The organism is Rhodococcus sp. 5A-K4, assembly GCF_046097995.1.
GTDB classification, from domain to species: Bacteria; Actinomycetota; Actinomycetes; order Mycobacteriales; family Mycobacteriaceae; genus Rhodococcus_F; species Rhodococcus_F erythropolis.
On sequence record NZ_JBJURM010000005.1, the window covers coordinates 187,993 to 209,966 of the forward strand.

The 21,974-nt window shown below is 63.0% G+C and carries 23 protein-coding genes; 1 reads left to right on the forward strand and 22 read right to left on the reverse strand.

The window, feature by feature from the left end:
• Positions 1–51 precede the first annotated feature (51 nt).
• From ACKAMS_RS09150 to ACKAMS_RS09185, 8 genes are all read right to left on the reverse strand, one after another.
• A complete protein-coding gene (locus ACKAMS_RS09150; protein WP_003945604.1) occupies positions 52–2,595 on the reverse strand; it encodes an ATP-dependent Clp protease ATP-binding subunit in 2,544 nt (847 codons plus the stop codon).
• Positions 2,596–2,892: 297 nt separating this feature from the next.
• Entirely contained in the window at positions 2,893–3,783 is an 891-nt protein-coding gene (locus ACKAMS_RS09155; RefSeq protein ID WP_269138594.1) for an alpha/beta fold hydrolase, read from the reverse strand.
• Positions 3,784–3,788: 5 nt separating this feature from the next.
• Positions 3,789–4,730, reverse strand: a complete 942-nt coding sequence (locus ACKAMS_RS09160; RefSeq protein ID WP_019746799.1) for a triacylglycerol lipase — start codon at positions 4,728–4,730, stop codon at positions 3,789–3,791.
• A 105-nt stretch (positions 4,731–4,835) separates the two neighbouring features.
• On the reverse strand, positions 4,836–5,174 hold the full coding sequence (locus ACKAMS_RS09165) for an Lsr2 family protein (RefSeq protein ID WP_003945673.1): 339 nt from the start codon (positions 5,172–5,174) through the stop codon (positions 4,836–4,838).
• 183 nt (positions 5,175–5,357) lie between these two features.
• The gene (locus ACKAMS_RS09170) at positions 5,358–5,591 is read right to left on the reverse strand and encodes a hypothetical protein (protein ID WP_070386735.1); all 234 of its coding nucleotides are present in this window, start codon (positions 5,589–5,591) and stop codon (positions 5,358–5,360) included.
• Positions 5,592–5,932: 341 nt separating this feature from the next.
• Positions 5,933–7,444: a lysine--tRNA ligase gene (lysS, locus tag ACKAMS_RS09175; RefSeq protein WP_003945834.1), complete on the reverse strand. Its 1,512-nt coding sequence runs from the start codon at positions 7,442–7,444 to the stop codon at positions 5,933–5,935.
• Between the two features lie 11 nt (positions 7,445–7,455).
• Positions 7,456–7,959, reverse strand: a complete 504-nt coding sequence (locus ACKAMS_RS09180) for an anthrone oxygenase family protein (protein WP_259117686.1) — start codon at positions 7,957–7,959, stop codon at positions 7,456–7,458.
• Positions 7,956–8,789 carry an NAD(P)H-binding protein gene (locus ACKAMS_RS09185; protein WP_408988908.1) on the reverse strand — a complete coding sequence of 278 codons (834 nt, stop codon included), beginning with the start codon at positions 8,787–8,789 and terminating at the stop codon, positions 7,956–7,958. Before ACKAMS_RS09185 ends, ACKAMS_RS09180 begins: the two co-directional genes overlap by 4 nt.
• Positions 8,790–8,869: 80 nt before the next feature.
• On the opposite strand from ACKAMS_RS09185, the gene ACKAMS_RS09190 reads away from it, so the two are divergent.
• Complete coding sequence (locus ACKAMS_RS09190; RefSeq protein WP_166501758.1) at positions 8,870–9,829, forward strand: AraC family transcriptional regulator; 960 nt, start codon at positions 8,870–8,872, stop codon at positions 9,827–9,829.
• A gap of 21 nt (positions 9,830–9,850) precedes the next feature.
• On the opposite strand, the gene ACKAMS_RS09195 is transcribed toward ACKAMS_RS09190, so the two are convergent.
• The 14 genes from ACKAMS_RS09195 to ACKAMS_RS09260 form a co-directional block, all read right to left on the reverse strand.
• Positions 9,851–10,273, reverse strand: coding sequence for a rhodanese-like domain-containing protein (locus tag ACKAMS_RS09195; RefSeq protein ID WP_003945445.1), 423 nt, complete (start codon positions 10,271–10,273; stop codon positions 9,851–9,853).
• Positions 10,270–10,788: a cysteine dioxygenase family protein gene (locus ACKAMS_RS09200; RefSeq protein ID WP_019746792.1), complete on the reverse strand. Its 519-nt coding sequence runs from the start codon at positions 10,786–10,788 to the stop codon at positions 10,270–10,272. Before ACKAMS_RS09200 ends, ACKAMS_RS09195 begins: the two co-directional genes overlap by 4 nt.
• Before the next feature lie 261 nt (positions 10,789–11,049).
• Positions 11,050–11,865, reverse strand: coding sequence for a type III pantothenate kinase (locus tag ACKAMS_RS09205; RefSeq protein ID WP_019746791.1), 816 nt, complete (start codon positions 11,863–11,865; stop codon positions 11,050–11,052).
• Between the two features lie 3 nt (positions 11,866–11,868).
• Positions 11,869–12,315: an aspartate 1-decarboxylase gene (gene panD, locus ACKAMS_RS09210; protein WP_003945761.1), complete on the reverse strand. Its 447-nt coding sequence runs from the start codon at positions 12,313–12,315 to the stop codon at positions 11,869–11,871.
• A 27-nt stretch (positions 12,316–12,342) separates the two neighbouring features.
• Positions 12,343–13,275, reverse strand: a complete 933-nt coding sequence (gene panC / locus ACKAMS_RS09215; RefSeq protein WP_170320391.1) for a pantoate--beta-alanine ligase — start codon at positions 13,273–13,275, stop codon at positions 12,343–12,345.
• Positions 13,268–14,209, reverse strand: coding sequence for a Rossmann-like and DUF2520 domain-containing protein (locus ACKAMS_RS09220; RefSeq protein ID WP_019746789.1), 942 nt, complete (start codon positions 14,207–14,209; stop codon positions 13,268–13,270). Before ACKAMS_RS09220 ends, panC begins: the two co-directional genes overlap by 8 nt.
• Positions 14,210–14,319: 110 nt before the next feature.
• Entirely contained in the window at positions 14,320–15,444 is a 1,125-nt protein-coding gene (locus tag ACKAMS_RS09225; protein WP_378665722.1) for a DUF6779 domain-containing protein, read from the reverse strand.
• 68 nt (positions 15,445–15,512) lie between these two features.
• Entirely contained in the window at positions 15,513–15,980 is a 468-nt protein-coding gene (locus ACKAMS_RS09230; RefSeq protein ID WP_153213529.1) for a DUF3180 domain-containing protein, read from the reverse strand.
• 17 nt (positions 15,981–15,997) lie between these two features.
• Positions 15,998–16,501: a 2-amino-4-hydroxy-6-hydroxymethyldihydropteridine diphosphokinase gene (folK, locus tag ACKAMS_RS09235; protein WP_030534807.1), complete on the reverse strand. Its 504-nt coding sequence runs from the start codon at positions 16,499–16,501 to the stop codon at positions 15,998–16,000.
• Positions 16,498–16,863, reverse strand: coding sequence for a dihydroneopterin aldolase (gene folB / locus ACKAMS_RS09240; RefSeq protein WP_019746785.1), 366 nt, complete (start codon positions 16,861–16,863; stop codon positions 16,498–16,500). The genes folK and folB overlap by 4 nt, the downstream gene beginning before the upstream one ends.
• Position 16,864: 1 nt before the next feature.
• Positions 16,865–17,725, reverse strand: a complete 861-nt coding sequence (gene folP / locus ACKAMS_RS09245) for a dihydropteroate synthase (protein WP_029254407.1) — start codon at positions 17,723–17,725, stop codon at positions 16,865–16,867.
• A gap of 5 nt (positions 17,726–17,730) precedes the next feature.
• Positions 17,731–18,348, reverse strand: a complete 618-nt coding sequence (gene folE / locus ACKAMS_RS09250) for a GTP cyclohydrolase I FolE (RefSeq protein WP_019746783.1) — start codon at positions 18,346–18,348, stop codon at positions 17,731–17,733.
• 59 nt (positions 18,349–18,407) lie between these two features.
• Entirely contained in the window at positions 18,408–20,987 is a 2,580-nt protein-coding gene (gene ftsH, locus ACKAMS_RS09255; protein ID WP_408988909.1) for an ATP-dependent zinc metalloprotease FtsH, read from the reverse strand.
• A gap of 267 nt (positions 20,988–21,254) precedes the next feature.
• The gene (locus ACKAMS_RS09260; protein ID WP_007727006.1) at positions 21,255–21,902 is read right to left on the reverse strand and encodes a FadR/GntR family transcriptional regulator; all 648 of its coding nucleotides are present in this window, start codon (positions 21,900–21,902) and stop codon (positions 21,255–21,257) included.
• Positions 21,903–21,974 lie beyond the last annotated feature (72 nt).

Sequence of the window (21,974 nt, forward strand, 5' to 3'; positions counted from 1 at the left end):
AAACGGGCGGCACCGGTGAGGTGCCGCCCGTTCGTTACTTACTCTGCTGTACTACTCTGCTGCGCTTTCGCTTTCGCCGGCCTTGGTCAGCTCGATCGGCGGTGCGTCCGGCACGTCGATCGGCTTCTTGGTGGGCGTGAACGTGAACTTCGCGTCCTCGCCCGAGCCTTCGCCGTCCCAGTTCTCGACGTCGACGAGCACGATGTGGCCGGGTCCGATCTCTCCGAAGAGGATCTTCTCGGACATCTGGTCCTCGATCTCGCGCTGGATGGTGCGACGCAGCGGTCGTGCACCCAGTACCGGATCGAATCCGCGCTTGGCCAGAAGCGACTTGGCCTTGTCGGTGACCTCCATGGCCATGTCCTTGTTCTTGAGTGCCGCCTCGACGCGAGCGAGCATCAGGTCGACCATCTGAACGATCTGCTCGTTCGTGAGCTGATGGAAGACGACGATGTCGTCGATACGGTTCAAGAACTCGGGACGGAAGTGCTTCTTCAGCTCGTCGTGAACCTTGAGCTTCATGCGCTCGTAGTTCGACTCCGTGCCCGTTCCCGAGCTGAAGCCCAGGCCGACTGCCTTGGAGATGTCCGACGTACCGAGGTTGGACGTGAAGATCAGCACCGTGTTCTTGAAGTCGACGGTACGTCCCTGACCGTCGGTGAGACGGCCGTCCTCGAGCACCTGCAGGAGGGTGTTGTAGATCTCCTGGTGTGCCTTCTCGATCTCGTCGAACAGCACAACGCTGAACGGCTTGCGGCGCACCTTCTCGGTGAGCTGGCCACCCTCTTCGTATCCGACGTACCCGGGAGGGGCACCGAACAGACGCGAAGCGGTGAAGCGGTCGTGGAACTCGCCCATGTCGATCTGGATCAGAGCGTCGTCGTCGCCGAACAGGAAGTTGGCGAGCGACTTCGCGAGCTCCGTCTTACCGACACCGGACGGGCCGGCGAAGATGAACGAGCCCGAGGGACGCTTGGGATCCTTCAGACCTGCACGCGTACGACGGATCGCCTTCGAGACGGACTTGACTGCCTCTTCCTGGCCGATGATCCGCTTGTGCAGTTCCTCTTCCATGCGGAGCAGACGAGTGGTCTCCTCCTCGGTGAGCTTGAAGACGGGGATACCGGTCCAGTTGCCCAGAACCTCGGCGATCTGCTCGTCGTCGACCTCGGCGATGACGTCCAGGTCGCCCGCACGCCACTGCTTCTCACGCTCAGCGCGCTGAGCAACGAGGGTCTTCTCCTTGTCACGCAGGTTCGCAGCCTTCTCGAAGTCCTGCGCGTCGATCGCGGATTCCTTCTCGCGACGCGCGTCGGCGATGCGATCGTCGAATTCGCGCAGGTCCGGCGGTGCAGTCATCCGACGGATGCGCATTCGCGCGCCCGCCTCGTCGATGAGGTCGATCGCCTTGTCCGGCAAGAAGCGGTCGTTGATGTAGCGGTCGGCCAGCGTCGCCGCTGCCACGAGAGCACCGTCCGTGATGGAGACACGGTGGTGAGCCTCGTAGCGGTCACGAAGACCCTTGAGGATCTCGATGGTGTGCTCGACGGTCGGCTCGCCCACCTGAACGGGCTGGAAACGACGCTCGAGAGCGGCATCCTTCTCGATGTACTTGCGGTACTCGTCGAGAGTGGTAGCACCGATGGTCTGCAGCTCACCGCGGGCAAGCTTGGGCTTGAGGATGGAGGCCGCGTCGATAGCGCCCTCGGCCGCGCCCGCACCAACGAGGGTGTGCAGCTCGTCGATGAACAGGATGATGTCTCCGCGGGTGTTGATCTCCTTGAGAACCTTCTTCAGGCGCTCTTCGAAGTCACCGCGGTAACGGCTGCCGGCCACGAGCGACCCGAGGTCGAGCGTGTACAGCTGCTTGTCCTTGAGGGTCTCGGGGACCTCACCGTTGACGATTGCCTGAGCCAGGCCCTCGACCACAGCGGTCTTACCGACACCGGGTTCACCGATGAGAACCGGGTTGTTCTTGGTACGACGCGAGAGAACCTGCATGACGCGCTCGATTTCCTTCGAGCGGCCGATGACCGGGTCCAGCTTGCCTTCGAGGGCAGCTTGCGTCAGATTGCGACCGAACTGGTCGAGCACGAGCGAGGTGGACGGCGTGCCGGCCTCTCCGCGGGTGCCACCGGTTTCGGTTGGCTCCTTGCCCTGGTAGCCCGACAGCAGCTGGATGACCTGCTGGCGGACACGGTTGAGATCGGCACCGAGCTTGACCAGAACCTGGGCTGCTACGCCCTCACCCTCACGGATGAGACCGAGCAGAATGTGCTCCGTACCGATGTAGTTGTGTCCGAGCTGCAGCGCTTCGCGCAGACTCAGCTCGAGGACTTTCTTGGCGCGCGGTGTGAAGGGGATGTGACCGGACGGAGCCTGCTGGCCCTGGCCGATGATCTCCTCGACCTGGCTGCGGACTCCCTCGAGGGAGATACCCAACGACTCCAACGACTTGGCTGCAACACCTTCGCCCTCGTGAATGAGGCCGAGAAGGATGTGCTCCGTGCCGATGTAGTTGTGGTTGAGCATCCTGGCTTCTTCTTGAGCCAGGACAACAACGCGCCGCGCGCGATCGGTGAACCTCTCGAACATCGCTCTCCCTCACACTCTCCGGCGGGCAGGTTCGAGACCGGATGTCTCGTCCCTGGTCGCCGCGTTTCGCTCCGGCACTACAGACTGATCGCCTCGCCGGTCAGCGGACTGACGTCCACGAATCGACAAAGGTTGCACGACCCCACTTATTACTCTAGAGGGCGCGAAGTCCACCTGCTGCTCCTCCACCCGATTGGCGGCGGAAGCCGGACTGCTTACCGTTCACAACGTCGCAGCTGAGGGAATCGTTTCCCGGTTCCTGTACGCCTGAAGCGAACAGCGATTTTCGACGCCTGATCAGCCGAATATCGGGAGTACCCGAGTGCACGGCACCTCACGCGGATTCGACGGATCAAGCGCGTTGAGCGTCAGAGTCGCCGTTCGCTGCGACGCCACCAGCGCGATGTGATCCGACAGGTCCTGCTCGCAACCGTCCTGAACAACTATGTTCGACGCGTTCGACGCGGCCAGTATTCCGCTGCTGTACGGAACGACCACTTGATCGAACCGAGTCACGATGTTGGTGTACTCGACGTCATCGGAGTAGACGCCCGCGTCGCGCAGTTCGGTCACGAAGGTGGCGTTGTCGAAATCCGGTCCCCCGACGCCTTCCGGCGGCCCGACCTCCGAGCCGTCCCACAACGGAGCGATGGAGACGATCTTGGAAACCTTCGCGTCGCCGCCGAGAAACTTGGCGTAGTACGCACTGACCGTCGTCCCCTGAGAGTGTCCGATCAGGTCGACCTTCGAGGCACCCGTCGCAGAGAGAACGTCATCGACGAAGTCCGACAGCTGCCCTGCGCTGTCTCCGAGTGGTGCGAGACCGCCGGCTGCGGAAATCGGCCACGGCTGGTCCGTTCGATTCCCGAAGGTGAGCGCGAAAACGCAGTACCCGTCGTTGGCCAGTACGGGTGCGAGTACGCCCCAATTGGTCTGACGGTTGGCCGCCGTCCCGTGCACCAGGACGACTGGATCAGGATGAGCAGCGGAAGGCGTGCACGAGAAGTCGTTGGTGCCAGGGGCCGATCCGCCCGGGTTGGTCGCTTCGAGGGCGATTCCGCTGAAGAAACCGGACGGAACGGGAAGAGGTTCGTTCGCCGACGCAAGAGGTGCGGCGGTCGCGGCCACGGCACCCGCCAGAGCGAGCGCACCCACGCATGTTCGAATCCCCACCGAAGGCCTCCACATATTGATCAACCCACGACGGGCAATACCGAGTTGCACGGTACCGGCCGCTGATGCGCGGGATCGAGTGCATTGAGAGCAAAAGTCGCCGCGCGCAGCGACGCCGCGATGGCGAGATGATCGGAGATGTCTTGCTCACAACCGTCCTGGACGACGATGTTGGTTGCGTTCGGCCCGGGCTCCAGCCCATTTGTATACGGCAGCACCAGTTCGTCGTAGCGCGTCGTGATGTTCGTGTAGTGAACGCCCGGCGCGTAAACGCCTCCCGCACGGAGATTTTCGATGAACTCCGAACCGGCCCCCATGTTCAGGCACGCCTTGCAGATCGGGAATCCTGCCTGTGCCGCCTCGGATACCCCGAGTTCGCGAAGGCTGCGGCCGATACTTGCCTGCTCGTTTCCGAGGGTTCCCTTCCACAGCGATGCCACCGAGACGATGTTGTCCACTTTGTCGGCACCGCCGAGGAACTTCGCGTAGTACCCGTTGATGATCGTGCCTTGCGAATGCCCGACGAGATCCACCGACGTTGCGCCCGTAGCGCCCAGAACTTGATCGACGAAATTCGACAATTGTGCTGCGCTGGAAGGAATTTCCTGCATTCCACCGATGGCCGACAACGGCCACGGCTGCTCGGGGAAGTTGCCGTACGTCAGCGCGAAGACGCAGTAGCCCTCGTTGGCGAGCAACGGCGCATAGGTGGCCCAGTTGGTCTGCCTGTTTCCACCCGTTCCGTGAACGAGCACAACCGGATTGGGATGTTCGGCAGTAGGTTTACACGAAAAGTCATTGGATCCAGGAGCTGAACCGCCAGGATTTCCCAACTCCTGAGGAACACCGGCAAGGAAGGCATTGGGCACGGGCAACGGGGCCTGAGCCGAAGCCACGGAGGTGAACCCGACAAGCATCAGAGCGGCAAGAACCACGCCCCCGAACAACCCGATTCTGTGCACGACCGACTCCTCTACGAGAGATGCGAACCGTGCAGACGCTAACAAACTAGAACGCGTTATCAATCCGTTTCGGCAAAATGCGCCCGAATCCATTCGCGATCCATTTCAGACGGCCTTTTCGTAGGCTCGGCGCACCTCCGTGGAAATACGACCGCGGGCCGAAATCTCGAAGCCAGCACCCTTGGCCCATTCGCGGATGGCGGCACTCTGATCGCGGTCCGCAACGGGACGGGATTTGGTCACCGCTCCGTTGACCGATTTGGCGGAATTCGACTTTCTCGCATGAGGAATCCACTTTTTCAGTGCATCGCGCAGTTCCGCGGCGTGGGCGGCGGTCAGATCGATTTCGTAAGCAACTCCGTCGACGGAAAACTCCACAGTTTCGTCCGCGGGCGATTTTTTGTCCAGATCGTCAACCATCGTGACAACAACCTTTTTCACCACGACCATTCCTCCCCAGATCCTTCGATAAGCAGCGACAATAGCACCTGGACAAACGTCCTGTCTTGGCTCGTCCGGATGATTGGGACTGATCTCCGCCGGGTATGCCAGTCGACTTGTCTTGCGACAAAGACAGTGCCGATACATTCCTTGCGGCGCATCGGGGGATGCATCCAGACGGGGGAATCATGACAGACGACGACTCGAGAAAAGACCTCTACCGAGCGCAATCTTCGCCTCCAAGAACGGCACTCTCGCCAGCATCGCGTACAGCGGACCCACGAATTTCACCATCTCCGGACGCCCTGCGATCCGGTACACCGCAACCGTCACAAATATCCCGGCGGACAACGAATGCGATCCGCCCTCAGCACAATTCGATGTCGTCACCACACCCGGATACTCCACAGCCGAGGTCATGGTCTTCCTTGTCCAGTCGGATCAGGGACTACCTGACGCACTCAACCAGGGCACGATCTACCAAATCATCGCAACAATTCGAAAGTCCGAAACTCAGGCGACCACGCATGGATGAATCCTTTGCCGCAGGCGAATGTCGTTGGGAACAAATCGAATCCCAACTACGAGCGCTCCCCGCTGAGCTGATCGAGCTGAAGAATTCACCCAGATTCATCTGGTTTTCGGCACCGCCGATAGCCGACGACGACGCCGACTGTGAACCGTATCGAATACCTTGGGAGCGCCCCAACTGAAAAAGGTTCGGCCGCAACATGTGCGGCCGAACCTTGATCGAAGTAAAGCTAGCGAGCGGACGGACGAACGATCGGGAAGAGAATCGTCTCGCGAATACCGAGACCCGTCAAAGCCATCAGCAGTCGATCGATTCCCATGCCGGTGCCGGTGGTCGGCGGCATGCCCTGTTCCATCGCGGCGAGGAACTCCTCGTCCAGCACCATCGCTTCGTCGTCGCCTGCCGACGCGAGGCGCGCCTGGTCGACAAAGCGCTCACGCTGGATGACCGGGTCGACAAGTTCGGAGTAGCCGGTCGCCAACTCGAATCCGCGGATGTACAGGTCCCACTTCTCGGTGACACCCTTCTTGCTTCGGTGATCACGGGTCAGGGGCGACGTCTCGACCGGGAAGTCACGGACGAACGTCGGCACGTACAGCTGATCGCCGCACTGGTGCTCCCACAACTCCTCGACGAGCTTGCCGTGGCCGTAGCCCTTGTCCTTGGGAACCTCGAGGCCTACCTTCTCCGCCAGAGCGAGAAGCTCGTCGACCGTCGTATCCGGCGTGACCTCGGTGCCGATGGCCGCCGACAGCGACGGGTACATCTCGAGAACCTGCCACTCGCCACTGACGTCGTACTCGGAACCGTCGGCGAGGGTGAGGACCTGCGTGCCGAATGCTTCCTGCGCAACTTCCTGGACGAGTTCACGAATCATCTTCGCGGAATCGTCGTACGTGCCGTAGGCCTCGTACGTCTCGAGCATCGCGAACTCGGGCGAGTGAGTGGAGTCGACGCCCTCGTTGCGGAAGTTGCGGTTGATCTCGAAGACCTTCTCGATACCGCCGACGACGCAACGCTTGAGGAACAGTTCCGGCGCGATACGCAGGTACAGGTCGATGTCGAGGGCGTTGGAGTGTGTGACGAACGGGCGAGCTGCCGCGCCGCCGTGCAGCGTCTGCAGCATCGGCGTCTCGACCTCGAGGAAGCCGCGGCTCTCGAGCGCATTGCGCAGCGCACGGACAACAGCGACGCGCTTGCGGGCGTTGTCGCGAGCCTCGGGGCGAACGATCAGATCCGCGTAGCGCTGACGCACCCGGGACTCTTCGCTCATCTCCTTGTGAGCAACCGGCAGGGGGCGCAGCGACTTGGATGCGATCTGCCAGGCATCGGCCATCACGCTGAGCTCGCCGCGACGGGAGCTGATGACCTCACCGTGGATGAAGACGAAGTCGCCGAGGTCGACGTCGGACTTCCAGGCAGCCAGTGCCTCTTCGCCGACGCCGGCGAGGCTGATCATGGCCTGCAGCTGGGTACCGTCGCCTTCCTGCAGAGTCGCGAAGCACAACTTGCCGGTGTTGCGCATGAAGATGACGCGGCCGACGACGCCGACCAGCACGCCAGTCGCCGTGTCCGGCTCGAGTTCCGGGTACTCCGCGCGGATCTGCGCGAGCGTGTGGGTGCGATCGACCGAAACCGGGTACGCCTCCTGCCCCTGCGCGAGGATCCGTTCACGCTTCTCGCGCCGGATACGGAGCTGCTCGGGGGTGTCGTCGACTGGCTGGGCTTCTACATCACTCACGGGGTACAAGACTACTGGGCCGTGTCCACCGCGTTTGTTGCTGGTAGCACCGCGGCGACCGCGAGCACGATTCCCGACAGGAGGTACAGCGCAACCCTGACGTGATTCCACACCGTCCAACCCACCTCGTACGACGCCCATGCGGCTGCATCGGCAGCACTGACCGAGGCAAAAGCGTCGTTGCGGGGGACGTGGTAGATCGCTGTCACCGCGAAGGCCGCGAGCACCCCGACGCAACCGACAACGGCAAGGACCCAGCCGTCCGGTCTGGAGATCGCTGCCCAGATTCCGGCGGCGATCGCGGTGAGCGCCGATCCGACGAGGGGCAGCATCAAGGCGCTCCGCGGTGCTTCGACGTTGATCGCCTGCATCGACGTGATCGCGGCGTGTGCGTCGACCGACCGCAGAGCGGGCATTACGAAGGACGAGAACGCGAACAACGCACCACCGGCAACGAGCGCGCCGAGCGCAGTCACGCCGACGAGCAACTCCAAGAAGATCTCGGATTTCTTCACGACCAGACCCCCGTTCGAGCAGCCTCGGCGGCAAAAGTGGTGAAATCTCGAGCGGGTCGTTCCAGGACCTCTTCGACGACGCCGGTCACACTTTGATTTCGTCCGTCGAGAACCTCGGCAAACAAGTAAGTGAGCAACTCCACGACATCACTCGGGACGCCAACTTCTGCCATGCCGTCGGAAAACTGTTGCAGTCCAATTCTTTCGAATGACACCGCACGCCCCGACGCCGCCGAAATCGCCTCAACCGCCTCCGCGAAGGTGAGCAACTCCGGACCCGTCACCTCGAGAACTCGGCCGAGGAGGTCGGTTCGAGTCAATGCGGCCACCGCCACGTCAGCTAGATCGTCGACGTCGATGAACGGCTCCCCCACCTCGCCTACCGGAAGTGCAAGGCAGCCTTCCCGAATCGGATCGAGCAGATACCCCTCACTGAAGTTCTGGGCAAACCAACTCGCCCGCACCACAGCCCATTCCAGACCGGTGTCGGCCAGAACCTGCTCGGCTTTCTGCGCCGCCGGTTCACCGCGCCCGGACAGGAGCACCATGCGACGAACCCCTTCGCGGTACGCAAGCTCCGCAAGTTCCTCGATGTGGGTGCTCGATTCCGGCACTGCGAGGTCCGGCGCATAGGTCACGTATGCCGCTTCGACACCGGACATCGCGGGCTCCCACGTCGTCTGATCGTTCCAGTCGAAACGCGTCCCGGATGTTCTCGACGCGATTCGGGTACGGATTCCCACCGCCGTCAGCCTCTGCGCAACGCGCGCACCGGTCTTGCCGGTACCACCGATCACCACTGCCGATTGAATGTCGCTTGTTGTCGTCATGTACTCATTCGACCCCGCGACGGCAATACGATCCATAGCCGAAGGTCGCAAAAACATACGCCAGCGTCTACCGTCTAATCATGGATGCATTGTCGATGATGCTCGCCGGATCGCGGGCGGAGGGCGCTTTTCTGCTGCGCTCGCTGCTCGATCCACCGTGGTCATTACGTATCGAGGACCACGCACCGATCACCGTGCTGGTTCTGGTTCGCGGCACCGCAGTTGTCGTGTCCGACACCGGACAGACCGAAGATCTCGAGGCCGGCGACATTGCGCTCCTGCGCGGCCCCGATCCCTATACGGTCGCCGATCACCCGGACACCCCGGTCCACGTACTCATCGACGAGGCACAAAACTGCGCCGCGGTCGACGGATCACCGCTCGAGGACATGTCAGTTCTCGGCGTTCGCACCTGGGGCAACTCGACCAGCGGCCAGACCGTCATGCTCACGGGCACATACCGTTTGGACTCCTATGTCAGCCGTCAGATCCTCGACAGCCTGACACCCGTCGCGGTAGTGCGACGCAGCATCGAAACCGCGCCGATGACAAACCTTCTGGAACAACAGATCGCCGCCGACGGGCCAGGGCAGGAAGTGTTGCTGGACAGGCTCCTGGACCTGGTCCTGATCTCGGCGGTCCGTACGTGGTTCGCCGAGAACCAGAATCGATCACCGCGATGGATCAAGGCCTACGAGGATCCCGTCATCGGGCATGCCTTGCGGCTCATACACAATCGGCCGGAACACCCCTGGACGGTCGCGAGCCTGGCCCAGGAGTCCGGCAGTTCACGAGCGGCCTTCGCACGCCGGTTCACCGGTCTCATGGGGCTCGGACCCGTCGGCTATCTGACCGAGTGGCGCTTGTCGGTGGCGGCGGATCTACTCGCAGACCCGGCACGAACGGTGTCCTCGATCGCGCGAGAAGTGGGCTACTCGAGCCCCTTTGCGCTCACAACGGCCTTCACCCGCCATCACGGAATGAGCCCGAAGATTTACCGCCAGACCCGCTGTGCGCCTTTATTAACCGCCCGCGGTTAATAAAGGCGCACAGCAAATACCTCAATGAGCCGAAACCGCCGCCAACTCGCGGGAGCAATGACGAACTCCGCTGAGAGCACCGAGCAGTCCGGCGGCCTTGATCGCCTGGTACCCGCCCACGAGATCGGTTGCCTTGTGCAGACCCAACTGCTGCAACGACGCTGCGGCCAGGCTCGAGGTGTAGCCCTCGGAGCAGACGATTACCCACTCGACGTCGTGGTCGGTGGCCAACGCGAGGTGTGCGCTGCTGGTGGGGTCGAGTCGCCACTCGAGAACGTTCCGCTCGATCGCGAGTGCACCGGGGAGAGTTCCCTCGATGGCGCGCTGCGCCTGCGGGCGAATGTCGACGAAGATCGCGCCGCGATGGAAGGCTTCGGTGAGCTGGAAGACGTACATACGATCGATCTGTGCGCGAGCGTCGTCGAGCATTTGGTCGATGGTCATTTGGTGCCCCCCTCGGGCAGGTCGGTCAGCTCGGTACGGGTGCGACGAAGAGTCCGGTGATCCGTCACTTCGTAGAAGGACATTGCCGTCAGCGGCGGCGAGTAAGCGTGAACACTCAGAGTCGGTGCATCAGAGCTGATTTCGATCGGAGCACCAGGAACATCCGTCGAACGCACGACATCGTGAACCCAGCCGAGCGGGAAAGAAGCCTGATCGCCGGCGTCGAGCTGGCGTTCCACCAGGGCGTCACCGGCCCAACGGAATTCGGTGAGAGAACCACTGAGGACGGTCAATGCGCCGAACGAACCTGCGTGGTCGTGCAATTCGGTGTTGCGTTCGGGTACCCAGCTGATGAGCCACACATCGACGTCGTCGTCCGCATGCAGGCGAGTGGACCAACGATCGAGCGTCGGGAAGGCGTCGGGAATGAGGTGGTCGAAACGGCCGTCGAGCACGCCGTTCGCTCCCTCGTCGGTCAGTCGCAGCAAATCGGCCGGGCGAAGGCGGGTAGGCAACGACGCACCACTCGGACGGCGTCCGGACGCCCCACGATTAGCGCTACGACCTGCGGAAACAGCACGATCAGCAGCGAGAGTAGGGGTCAAAACAGAGAGATCTGCAGAATATGTGGATAGCACGAGCTAGCTCCAAGGAATGTGAATTGGTCAAGGCAGCGGTCAGCCTCGACAACACTCCTGAGCACCCATGCAGCGATTCACGAGCACCATTGTGGCATAACTTTTGCAATCGCGAAACTGCTGGAACGAAACCATCGATCAGGCGACCGGTCGTCGACCGGATCCACGACGCGCCTGATTGCGCTCGAAGACCAACCTCAGCCCCTCGAGAGTGAGGTCCCGTTCGAGGTGATCGATAGTGTCGGATTCGGGAATGATCAGCGGTGCGCTGTCCCCGGTTGCGATCACGGAGACGTCGTCACCACCGAACTCCGGCAGTTCGTCGCGTACGCGGTTGACCAATCCGTCGACGAGGCCGGCAAAGCCGAATACCGCACCGGACTGCATGCATTCGACGGTGTTCTTGCCGACCACCGAACGCGGGCGCACCAATTCGACCTTGCGCAGCGCAGCGGACTGCGACGCCAAGGCATCGGTCGAGATCTCGAGTCCGGGCGCGATGCAGCCGCCCAGAAACTCACCCTTGGCGGAAACGACGTCGACACAGGTCGACGTACCGAAGTCCACGACAATGCACGGACCCTCGTAAAGATGGTGAGCGGCAAGACTGTTGACGATCCGGTCGGCTCCCACCTCTTTGGGGTTGTCCACCAGCAGTGGCACACCGGTGCGAATACCCGGTTCGACCACCACATGGGGAACGTGACCCCAGTACCGCTCCAGCATCACGCGGATTTCACGCAAGACGGACGGCACTGTCGACAGCGCCGCAACGCCGGTGATCTCATCGACATGAGTACCCAACAGCCCACGGAAGGTCAACGCCAACTCGTCGGCAGTCATCCGAGGGTCGGTTCGCATTCGCCAGTCCTGCAACAGCTTCGAATACTCACCAGTCCCGGAGAACAATCCCAGAACGATATTGGTGTTCCGCACGTCGACCGTGAGCAGCATGGATTACACCAGGCTGGATTCGCGCGAGGCCTCGAGTGTCGACAGCATGCGCGGGGTGATCAGACCCGAACCCTCCGGCGCATGAGCCGGGTCGGAGCCGAGTTCGATCTGCTTGTTGTCGGCATCGACGAAGACGACGCGCGGGGAGTATTCCTTGACTTCCTGCTCGTTCATCACGCCGTAGGCGATGAGGATGACCAGATCGCCCGGCTTGACCAGATGCGCTGCCGCACCGTTGATTCCGATGACACCGGTTCCCCGCTCGCCGGCGATGACGTACGTCTCGAGACGCGCACCGTTGTCGATGTCGACGATGCACACCTGTTCGCCTTCGAGGAGGTCTGCGGCGTCCATCAGATCCTGGTCGACGGTGACGGAGCCGACGTAATGCAGGTCGGCGTGAGTCACGGTGGCGCGGTGGATCTTCGACTTCATCATTGTGCGAAACATATCCAGGTCCTTACTCGTGAAAAGTGCTCAGTGAGACAGCAGGTCGTCGATGGCGTCGGCGGATGGGTCGGTGTCACGCTCGAGGAACCCGGTTCCCACCGCGACACCGACGTTGTCGATCAAACGGGTGGTTCCGAGCTTGGCGGCCACTAACAGTCGGCCGTCACCTCGCTCGGGCGCGGGGCCCAGATCGACGCCCCGAACCTCGAGGTAGTCGACCTCGATTTCCGGAACAGCTGCCAGAACAGCGCGTGCGGTTTCCAGAATTGCTTCCGCTCCCCCGGACGCCGCGTGTGCACCGGCGATCAGAGCAGCGGAAAGCGCGACCGCTGCAGCGCGCTGGCCCTCGTCGAGGTAGCGATTGCGAGAGGACAACGCGAGGCCGTCGAACTCGCGGACCGTCGGAACTCCGATGATCTGTACATCGAAGTTGAGATCCCACACCATCTGACGGATGAGCGTCAGCTGCTGGTAATCCTTCTCACCGAAGTAGGCGTGATTGGGTGCCGCGATCTGCAGCAGCTTCGCCACAACCGTCAGCATTCCGGCGAAGTGAGTGGGGCGCGCTCCGCCTTCGAGTTCGCTACCCAACGGGCCCGGCACGATGGTGGTGCGCTGGCCCCGCGGGTACATCGTCTTGGCGCTCGGCGCGAACACCAATTCGACGCCCTCGGCGCGAAGCAGGTCGAGATCCGCATCGAGAGTGCGCGGGTACGCGTCCAGGTCTTCGCCCGCACCGAACTGGAGCGGGTTCACGAAGATGGAAACGATCACGACGGCGCCGGTGACCTTGGCCTGACGAACCAATTCGATGTGGCCCGCATGCAACGCACCCATCGTCGGAACGAGCGCCACCTGACGCCCGACACCTCGCAGTGCCCGCGAGACGCGCCGAAGCTTGTCCGGATCGTGGTGCACCGTCAGTTCGCCGCGCTTGTATCCGCCCTGCAGATCACTCACGACGGTCACCTCCCGTTTCAGTCAAGATGTCGAACAATTCGGTGGGGGCGCCCACCCGCTGGGCCGATCGCAAGGACATCGCCCGATAGCCGGCAGCGAGCTCCGGATCCAGTTCTGTCAGTACGCGCAAATGTGTGTCGACGGCAGCAGCGTCGCCGCGTGCCACCGGACCGGTCAACGCCGAGGGACCGCGTCGTAGCGCGTTGTCCAAGGCTGCCGACAGCAGCGGCTGCAGGACACGCTCGGCCACTCCACCCGGATCTCCGTCGACCAACTGTTGACCGAGCAGCTCGTCACCTTGCAACGACGCTCGCAGCGCCTCGACGGCGTCGACCACGAGCGTGACCAGGTGATTACTGCCGTGAGCCAGTGCCGCGTGGTAGAGCGCTCGGTTCTCCTCGCGCACTCGGACGGGCTCGCCGCCGATCTCGAGGACCAGTGACTGCGCGATCGCGTAACCGATGTCGTCGGCAGCAGTGATTCCGAAGCATGCCGACGACAGCCGTGCGGTGTCCTCGTCGTGACCGGTGAACGTCATCGCCGGATGGATAGCCAAGGGCAGCGCGCCGAGTTCGGTGAGCGGAGTCAGGATCGCGATGCCGTTGGCACCGGACGTGTGGGCGACGAGCGTGCCCGGCTTGACGGCTTGGGTGGCCGCGAGACCTCGCACAAGATCCGCAAGCTGGTCGTCAGGGACGGCAAGAATCAGCAGTTCTGAGCGAGCTGCGACGTCGGCGGCCGGAAGAATTTCGGTATCGGGAAGCCGCTTCACAGCGCGGGCAACCGAGGCACTGGAGACGGCGGAGCAAGCGCTGACAACATGACCGGCTCGCTCCAATGCGGCACCGACAGCTGTTCCGACCCGTCCTGCTGAGACAATTCCTACCGTCAAGCGCGCAGGTGCAGGCCCATTAGTGATCCCGAAGGAAGTCACCGGATTCCTCTCGTTCGTTCCAGTCCCGCTCGGCGGGTACCAGACGTTCTGCGTCCGAGGATATCCTTCGCCCGAACCGTCATGCCATGGCCGGGCGAGTGATCTGCGACTCAGTCCTCTCGGCGACGACGTCGACCGGAGCCTTCGGACGGGTTGTTCGAACTCAGGTTCGCCATTATTTCGGCGACGGTCAACCCGTTGGAATGAGCACCGCTCGCGGCATCTTCCGGAGCGGCACGGCGACGACGGCGCGGCTCTGCGTCAGGCTCCGCAGCGGGTTCGGGTTCAGCTTCCGTGACAATCTCGGGAACAACCTCGGGCGCCTCTTCGACGACAGCGTCTTCGATGACGGCGTCTTCGATGTTCGGGGCCTGGGCGGGAGCCTTGACTTCAGGCTCGACGGGCGCGACCGGCTCCGGATCATCCTTCACTGGAACGTCTTTCACCGTTCGTGTCGGCGAGGAACTCACAGTGGAACCTACTGGGGAACTCGCTGGGGAACTCTTCGGTGCCTGGTTCCCGCTCTGATTCTGTGGCTTCTGCGTCTCTTGTGGCTTCTGCGTCGGTATGACACGCGGCGCCACGAAGCTGCTGTCACGCCACGACGTCTCAGCGAACACGACGGTTGTCTCAGCAGTCACCGGATCGTCGTTGGGCGATGCCAAGCCGCCGACGTTCGGTGCCGGTTGGCTGGGTCCGTTCTGGCCGGCGCCGGGAACGTACAACCCCGACGGTGCCGGCTGGTACGCGCCGTACGAACTACCGCCAAGTTCCGGTACTCGCGTCGAATCGGTCTTGAGCGCGGTCTGTTCGGGCAGCAGTCCACCTTCGAACAGTGCTTCGAGGTTTCGGCGCAGCGCCACCAATTCGGCGCGCAGCCCGGCCAGTTCCTCAGCGTCCGCGGTCACCTCACGTCGCACGCGACCTTCGACGCTCAGTTCGTACTCACGTCGAGCCGAAATTTCACGTTCGAGCTGCAGTTCGTACACGGTCTGCAGATCGGCAACCTTGGCTTTGTCCAGTGCCGACTCACGCCGATACTTGGTCATGGCGATAGCGCCGAGGGTGGCTGCCCACAGAGCGACGACCAGTCCCACCCGAAGAAGCTGAACGCTGTTGCTGAAGATCAGAAACAGCGAAGCAATGACAGCAAGTGCCAGAAGAGCAGCAATGATCATCTGGCTCGCGCTGCGCTTGCTTCGGCGCGCAGACTTCGATCGACCAGAATTTGTCATGGTTGCCAGGGTACTTGCCGAGACCGGGGTCGCCACGTACCTCGGTGGGTGATTTGCCGACCAGGCTGTCAGTGCGCGGGCTCGTCAGGTGTATCTTCCGGCGTCTTGCAACAATGTTCGAGCCACAGAGCTGCCGCTACCAGCGCAATTGCGGCGCCCAACCCCACCCACGCGCCCGGCGTGTCGGAGGCTGCGGCCTGCAGAACCGAGCGCTGTGGGATGAGATACACCAGCACTCCGACCCAGACACCGACGGTAGCTGAACCGACCAAAGCGGATGCTTTGGCCAATGCCAGCGCTCGGGCGGCGGTGATGGGATGAAGCTGTCTGAGCCCGTCTCCGACCTGACGGTTCTTGACGCGTGAACGAATGACAAAAGCGAAGACGGCCTCGGCAACGGCCACGAAGTACAGCGACGCTCCCGCATAAACAGGGATCGGCGGCATCGAACCGTAGAACACGCGAATCAGAATCCAGGTGGCCACAGCGGCAACCGCAGCCAGGACCGCGAGTTCACTGATCCGGGTCGGCTTCAAACCCTTGCCTTCTTCGGTCACCGCGCAAGCACCACATCGGTAGTGCGCACACCTTCACGCTCAGTGCGATCGAGGCCGTCGAGAATTTGTGCCACCGACAACTTCTGGCCGTCGACGATCAGCGTCGCGTCAGGCTCGACGTCCAGCCAGGGAACGAGAACGAATGCCCGTAGATGCGCTCGCGGATGCGGAAGGGTGAGCACGGGATCGGAACTGACGACGCCTTCGCAGTCGACCACGTCCACGTCCAGGCTCCGGGGTCCCCAACGCTGTTCGCGCACCCGGTCTGCAGCTTCCTCGAGAGCTTGCGACCGGCGAAGCCACTCAGCGGCGTCGGCCTCGGGATCGTCGACCACCACCACCGCGTTGAAAAAATCCTGCTGCTCGACGCCACCCCACGGCGCCGTCGAGTAGACCGGTGAGACAGCAACGACGGCGCTGCCCAACCCGTCGACAACGGACTGCAGGTGAGCCACGCTGTCGCCGATGTTGGAACCGATCGACAGAACAGCGCGCGTCATGCCGATCTGGTCCGATGTGCGACGACGGCGACGTCCGCAAAAACCAGCGGAATCGGTGCCGACGGTTTGTGGACCACGACCTCGACGCTCTCGACTCGCGAATCTTTCATGACGTCGTCGGCGATCTCAGCGGCGACGGTCTCGATGAGATCGCGCGACGGGCCGGCGACGATGGCTGCGGCGGCTTCCGCCAACTCGCCGTAGTGCAGGGTATGGGTCAGATCGTCCGACGCCGCGGCGGGAGCCAAGTCCATCCAGACGGTGATGTCGATGAAGAAGTCCTGACCGTCACGCTTCTCGTGGTCGAACACTCCGTGATTGCCGCGAACCTTCAGCCCGCGCAATTCGATTCGGTCCCCCATGTCAGGCCCTTTCTCGTCCACGGTTCCAGGCGTCGACCACGGCAATGGCGTCGAGCGAGGCTTGTGCGTCGTGCACCCGAACTCCCCAGGCGCCCTCACGTGCTGCAAGGGCCGAGACCACGGCCGTCGCAGTCTCGCGGCCACCAGGCGGACGGGGATTGCCGTCGGGATCGCTGAGCAGAGACCCCAGGAACCGCTTGCGGGAAGCGCCGACCAGTATCGGGAATCCGGTCGCGTTGAACTCGGGTAGTGCACGCAACAGGGCCCAGTTGTGGTCGGCGTTCTTCGCGAACCCGAGGCCGGGGTCGAGGATGATCGACGACGAATCGACCCCTGCTTTCAACGCCAGATCGACCTGCGACAGCAGTTCGTCACGGACGTCGCGGACCACGTCGTCGTAGTGATCGGCGCTACCACGATGGACGTAGTCACCGGCCGAGCGCCAATGCATGAGGATCCAGGGCACTCCGGCGTCGGCCACAACGGATGCCATGTCGGGGTCTGCGCGACCGCCCGACACGTCGTTGACGATGCCTGCGCCCGCTTCGATCGCGGCGGCGGCGACGGAAGCACGCATCGTGTCGACGCTGACGCGAATTCCGGCTGCCACGAGTTCTTCGATCACCGGGGCAATACGGTCCGCCTCGAGTTTCGGATCGACGCGGGTGGCTCCGGGGCGCGTCGACTCGCCGCCGACGTCGACGATGTCGACGCCTATGCGTTGCAGTTCGAGCCCGCGAGCGATCGCCGCGTCACGATCGAGAAATTGACCACCGTCGGAAAACGAATCGGCGGTGACGTTCAGAATCCCCATCACGACCATCCGGGCCGGATCGCTACCTGCAACGGGAGCCGCGGACATCTCGCTCACTTACGAAGGATGAGGTCCAGCGCTTCGGACCGTGAGGCCGCGCTGGATTGCAGGAGCCCACGAACCGCTGACGTGGTCGTGCTGGCTCCAGGCTTGCGGATACCGCGCATCGCCATGCAGAGGTGCTCGGCTTCGATGACGACGATGGCTCCACGCGGGTCGAGCTTGCGCATCAAAGCATCCGCGATCTGGCTGGTCAGGCGTTCTTGAACCTGCGGACGCTTGGCGTACAGATCGACGACGCGCGCGAGCTTCGACAAACCGGTGACCTTGCCCGACTTTCCCGGGATGTAGCCAACGTGAGCAACACCGTGGAAGGACACCAGGTGGTGCTCGCACGTCGAGAACATCGGAATGTCTCGCACGAGCACCAATTCCTGGTGACCCTCGTCGAAAGTTGTGTTCAACGCGTCGTCGGGCTCGGAGTACAGACCCGCGAAGATCTCCTTGTACGAGCGCGCAACCCTGGCCGGCGTATCGAGCAGGCCTGGGCGCTCCGGATCTTCACCGACCGCGATCAACAATTCCCGTACGGCAGCCTCTGCCCGCGCCTGATCGAACGGGCGGCCCGTTCCGAGCGACACCAGTTCACTGGCCACATCATTCACCGACAACCGAACTCTCCTCGAGAATTGTTCACAGGTCCCCCGCCGCAGAGCCTAGTGGCGCAAGGTCAGCGGGATCCGTCCGGTCCGTCCCAGCGAGCGGTGCTCGGGCCGTCGTCCTCAGCCGAATGATGCGGCGGCGGAGTCTGCGGCTGTTCCGGTGCGGGGCTCTGCCACTGGTTTTCGCCGGTCGGGTTTCCCCGGTTCGGATCGGCGAAGGGTCCACCGTCCGGGTACTGCACCGGGTAATCGGGCTGCGCGGGGTAACGGCGGCCGGGGTGCGGCTGCTCGGGGTACGCCTGCTGTCCCGGGTGCGGTTGACCGTACTGCCCCTGATCGGGCTGGGGCTGACCGTGTTGGGGCTGACCGTACTGGCCCTGCGACTGGTTCGGCGGGGTCGGATTCTGTCCACCGGTGTACCCACCCGACTGCTGTCCGGGGTACGTCGGCGACGGGTTCTCACGCGGAGGCCAACCCGGTGCCGACCATCCGGCGGGCGCTCCGTAGTCGGGTGTTCCCGGTTGCGGAGTCTGCTGCGGAGCACTCGGCTGCGGGTACGAGGGCTGTGCGTAGCCGTTCGAGGGTCCCTGGTTGCCGTTGTTGGGGAGACCACCGTTGTTGGGGACACCGCCGTTGGGTGCACCGCTGCTGGGTGCGCCGCTGCTGGGTGCGCCTGCCTTGACGAGAACAGGTGCAGCAGCGGGCTCCGGCCACGTTTCGCCGCGCTCGATCGCGAGTTCGCGAGGAGTCTTCACCGGCGGACGATCCGAAGGCGTGCGCCCACCGAAATCGTTGAAAGCCGTGATACGCGGACGCTTTTCGACGCCGGCAAGGATCTTCTCGAGGTCCTTGCGAGTCAACGTCTCACGCTCGAGCAGTTCGGTAGCGATGAGGTCGAGCGCATCGCGGTACTCGTTGAGGATGGCCCACGCTTCGGTGTGCGCCGCCTCGATGAGGTTGCGCACCTCCTCGTCGATTTCGCGGGCGATCTCGTGCGAGTAGTCGGACTGAACGCCCATCGAACGGCCGAGGAACGGATCCCCGCCCTCCTGTCCGTAGCGAACCGCGCCGAGCTTGGCACTCATGCCGTATTCGGTGACCATCGCGCGTGCGATCTTGGTCGCCATGTCGATATCGGACGACGCTCCGGTGGTGGGCTCGTGGAACACCAGCTCCTCGGCGGCGCGTCCACCCATTGCCATGACGAGACGGGCGATCATCTCGGAACGCGTCATCAAACCCTTGTCGTCCTCGGGCACGGTCATCGCGTGACCGCCGGTGCGACCGCGAGCGAGGATCGTGACCTTGTAGACCGGCTCGATGTCAGGCATTGCCCAAGCAGCCAGCGTGTGACCGCCCTCGTGGTACGCCGTGATCTTCTTCTCGTGCTCGCTGATGATGCGACTCTTACGCCGCGGTCCACCGACAACACGGTCCACCGATTCCTCGAGCGAGGCTTCGGTGATGACGGTCCCGTTTTCGCGTGCGGTGAGCAGCGCAGCCTCGTTGATGACGTTGGCAAGATCGGCGCCCGACATTCCGACGGTCCGCTTGGCGAGGCCTTCGAGATCGGCGTTGGGATCGATCGGCTTGCCCTGCGAGTGCACTCGCAGGATCGCACGGCGACCGGCGAGGTCGGGGGCGCCGACCGGAATCTGGCGATCGAAGCGTCCCGGACGCAGCAGTGCTGGGTCGAGGATGTCGGGGCGGTTGGTTGCGGCGATCAAGATGATGCCGGTGCGATCACCGAAGCCGTCCATCTCGACGAGCAGCTGGTTGAGCGTCTGCTCGCGCTCGTCGTGTCCGCCGCCCAGTCCTGCGCCGCGCTGACGACCGACTGCGTCGATCTCGTCGACGAAGATGATGCAGGGGCTGTTCTGCTTGGCCTGCTCGAACATGTCGCGAACACGCGAAGCACCGACACCGACGAACATCTCGACGAAGTCCGAACCGGAGATGGTGAAGAACGGGACGCCGGCTTCGCCTGCGACAGCGCGAGCGAGCAGCGTCTTACCGGTTCCGGGAGGGCCGTACAGCAGCACACCGCGCGGAATCTTGGCGCCGAGCGCCTGGTAGCGAGCCGGGTTCTGCAGGAAGTCCTTGATCTCGTACAGCTCTTCGACAGCCTCGTCCGCACCGGCGACGTCGGCGAACGTGGTTTTCGGCATGTCCTTGGTGAGCTGCTTGGCCTTCGACTTACCGAATCCCATGACTCCGCCGCGACCACCGCCGCCCTGCATCCGGTTCATGACGAAGAAGAAGATGCCGAACAGAATGATCATCGGCAGCACGAACAGAAGGATCGACGTCAGCCAACTCTCCTGAGTGACCGTCGTGTTGAACTTGTCCGCTCCGGCGCCTTCGACCTTGTCGAAGATCTGCTCCGACGCACTCGCGGGGTACTTCGCCAGGATCTGCGTCTTACCGTCGGTGGCGTCGTTGCCGTTCTTGAGCCACAGACGAACCTGCTGCTCACGGTCGTCGATCTGCGCCGACTCAACGTTCTTGGCGTCGAGTTGGGATATCGCGACCGAGGTGTCGACGGTCTTGAAGTCGCGGGTGTCGTTGCTGAAGTAGCTGAAGGCATAGATCACCAACAGCACGACGGCTACGAGTAGCACGTTACGGAACACAGTCTTACGGTTCATACAGGTCGGCCGATGTGGCCGGTCCTTTCGAGAGTGCGGGTCTGCCAGGTCGCCTTCCGGCTGCCAACCGGACACCTGCAGGTTACCGCGATCGGCCCCATCGATGCCCGCCAGCGGCCGTGCCGCTTGGTTGGAACGGTCGTCACTGTGTTCAACGTGCGCATTGCCGATCAGGTTCCCGGGCTACGTCGCAGCACAGTTTCCTGTGAGCGAACATGCTCATAGTGGTTATCGTGCGCTTTTCCGACGCTCGTCCGTCGTTATTCGTCAGGCCGTTTCGGAGAGGATTCCCGCAACAGCGTCAGCGGCGCCCGATTGGTCACCGTCGATGATCCGGTGGGCGAGCTGATCGAGTCGCGCAGACAGTCGCGCCGAGGACTCGGGCACGTCCGCCTGCTTGGCGATGGTGTCGTCGAGATCAGCCAATAAGCCGCCACCGGCCAGGTGCCTGACGCAGCGCCATGTCTCGGCGAAGTTTCTCGCGGTCCCGTCGTCGGTCAACATCGCGACCCGAAGCGCAGCGTTGGGATTCGACGCCGCCGCCCGAGCCAGGCCGGCCATGATCGCTTCCCTGGCAGCAGTCAGTTCGTCGACGGTTCGGTCTTGCAACCGCACTCCCGAATCCGCAGACCTACCCGCGTCGGGCGTGGGAGCTTCGCGAATCACCGCTCCGTTACCGTGCTGAATTTCGACTCTGCCCCGAATCTCGAGGGCCACGAGCGCTTGAGCCAGCGACGCGCGACTCACGCCGAGTTCGGCAGCCAGGCTGCGTTCGGGAGGAAGCCGATCGCCGGGCGAAAGGCCTTGAGCCTCGATGAAATTCGAAATGTGCTCGGCCAACTGCTCATACAGACGCGGACGCTTCAATCGTCCGGGCAGGCCCGAGCGCGAGCCGGGCGATGACGTCGAATTCATGCCTCGGAGTGTACTTGACAAATGGAGCAGTGGAAGAGAGGCTAGGCCAATTCCAAGTGATGCAGACCACAA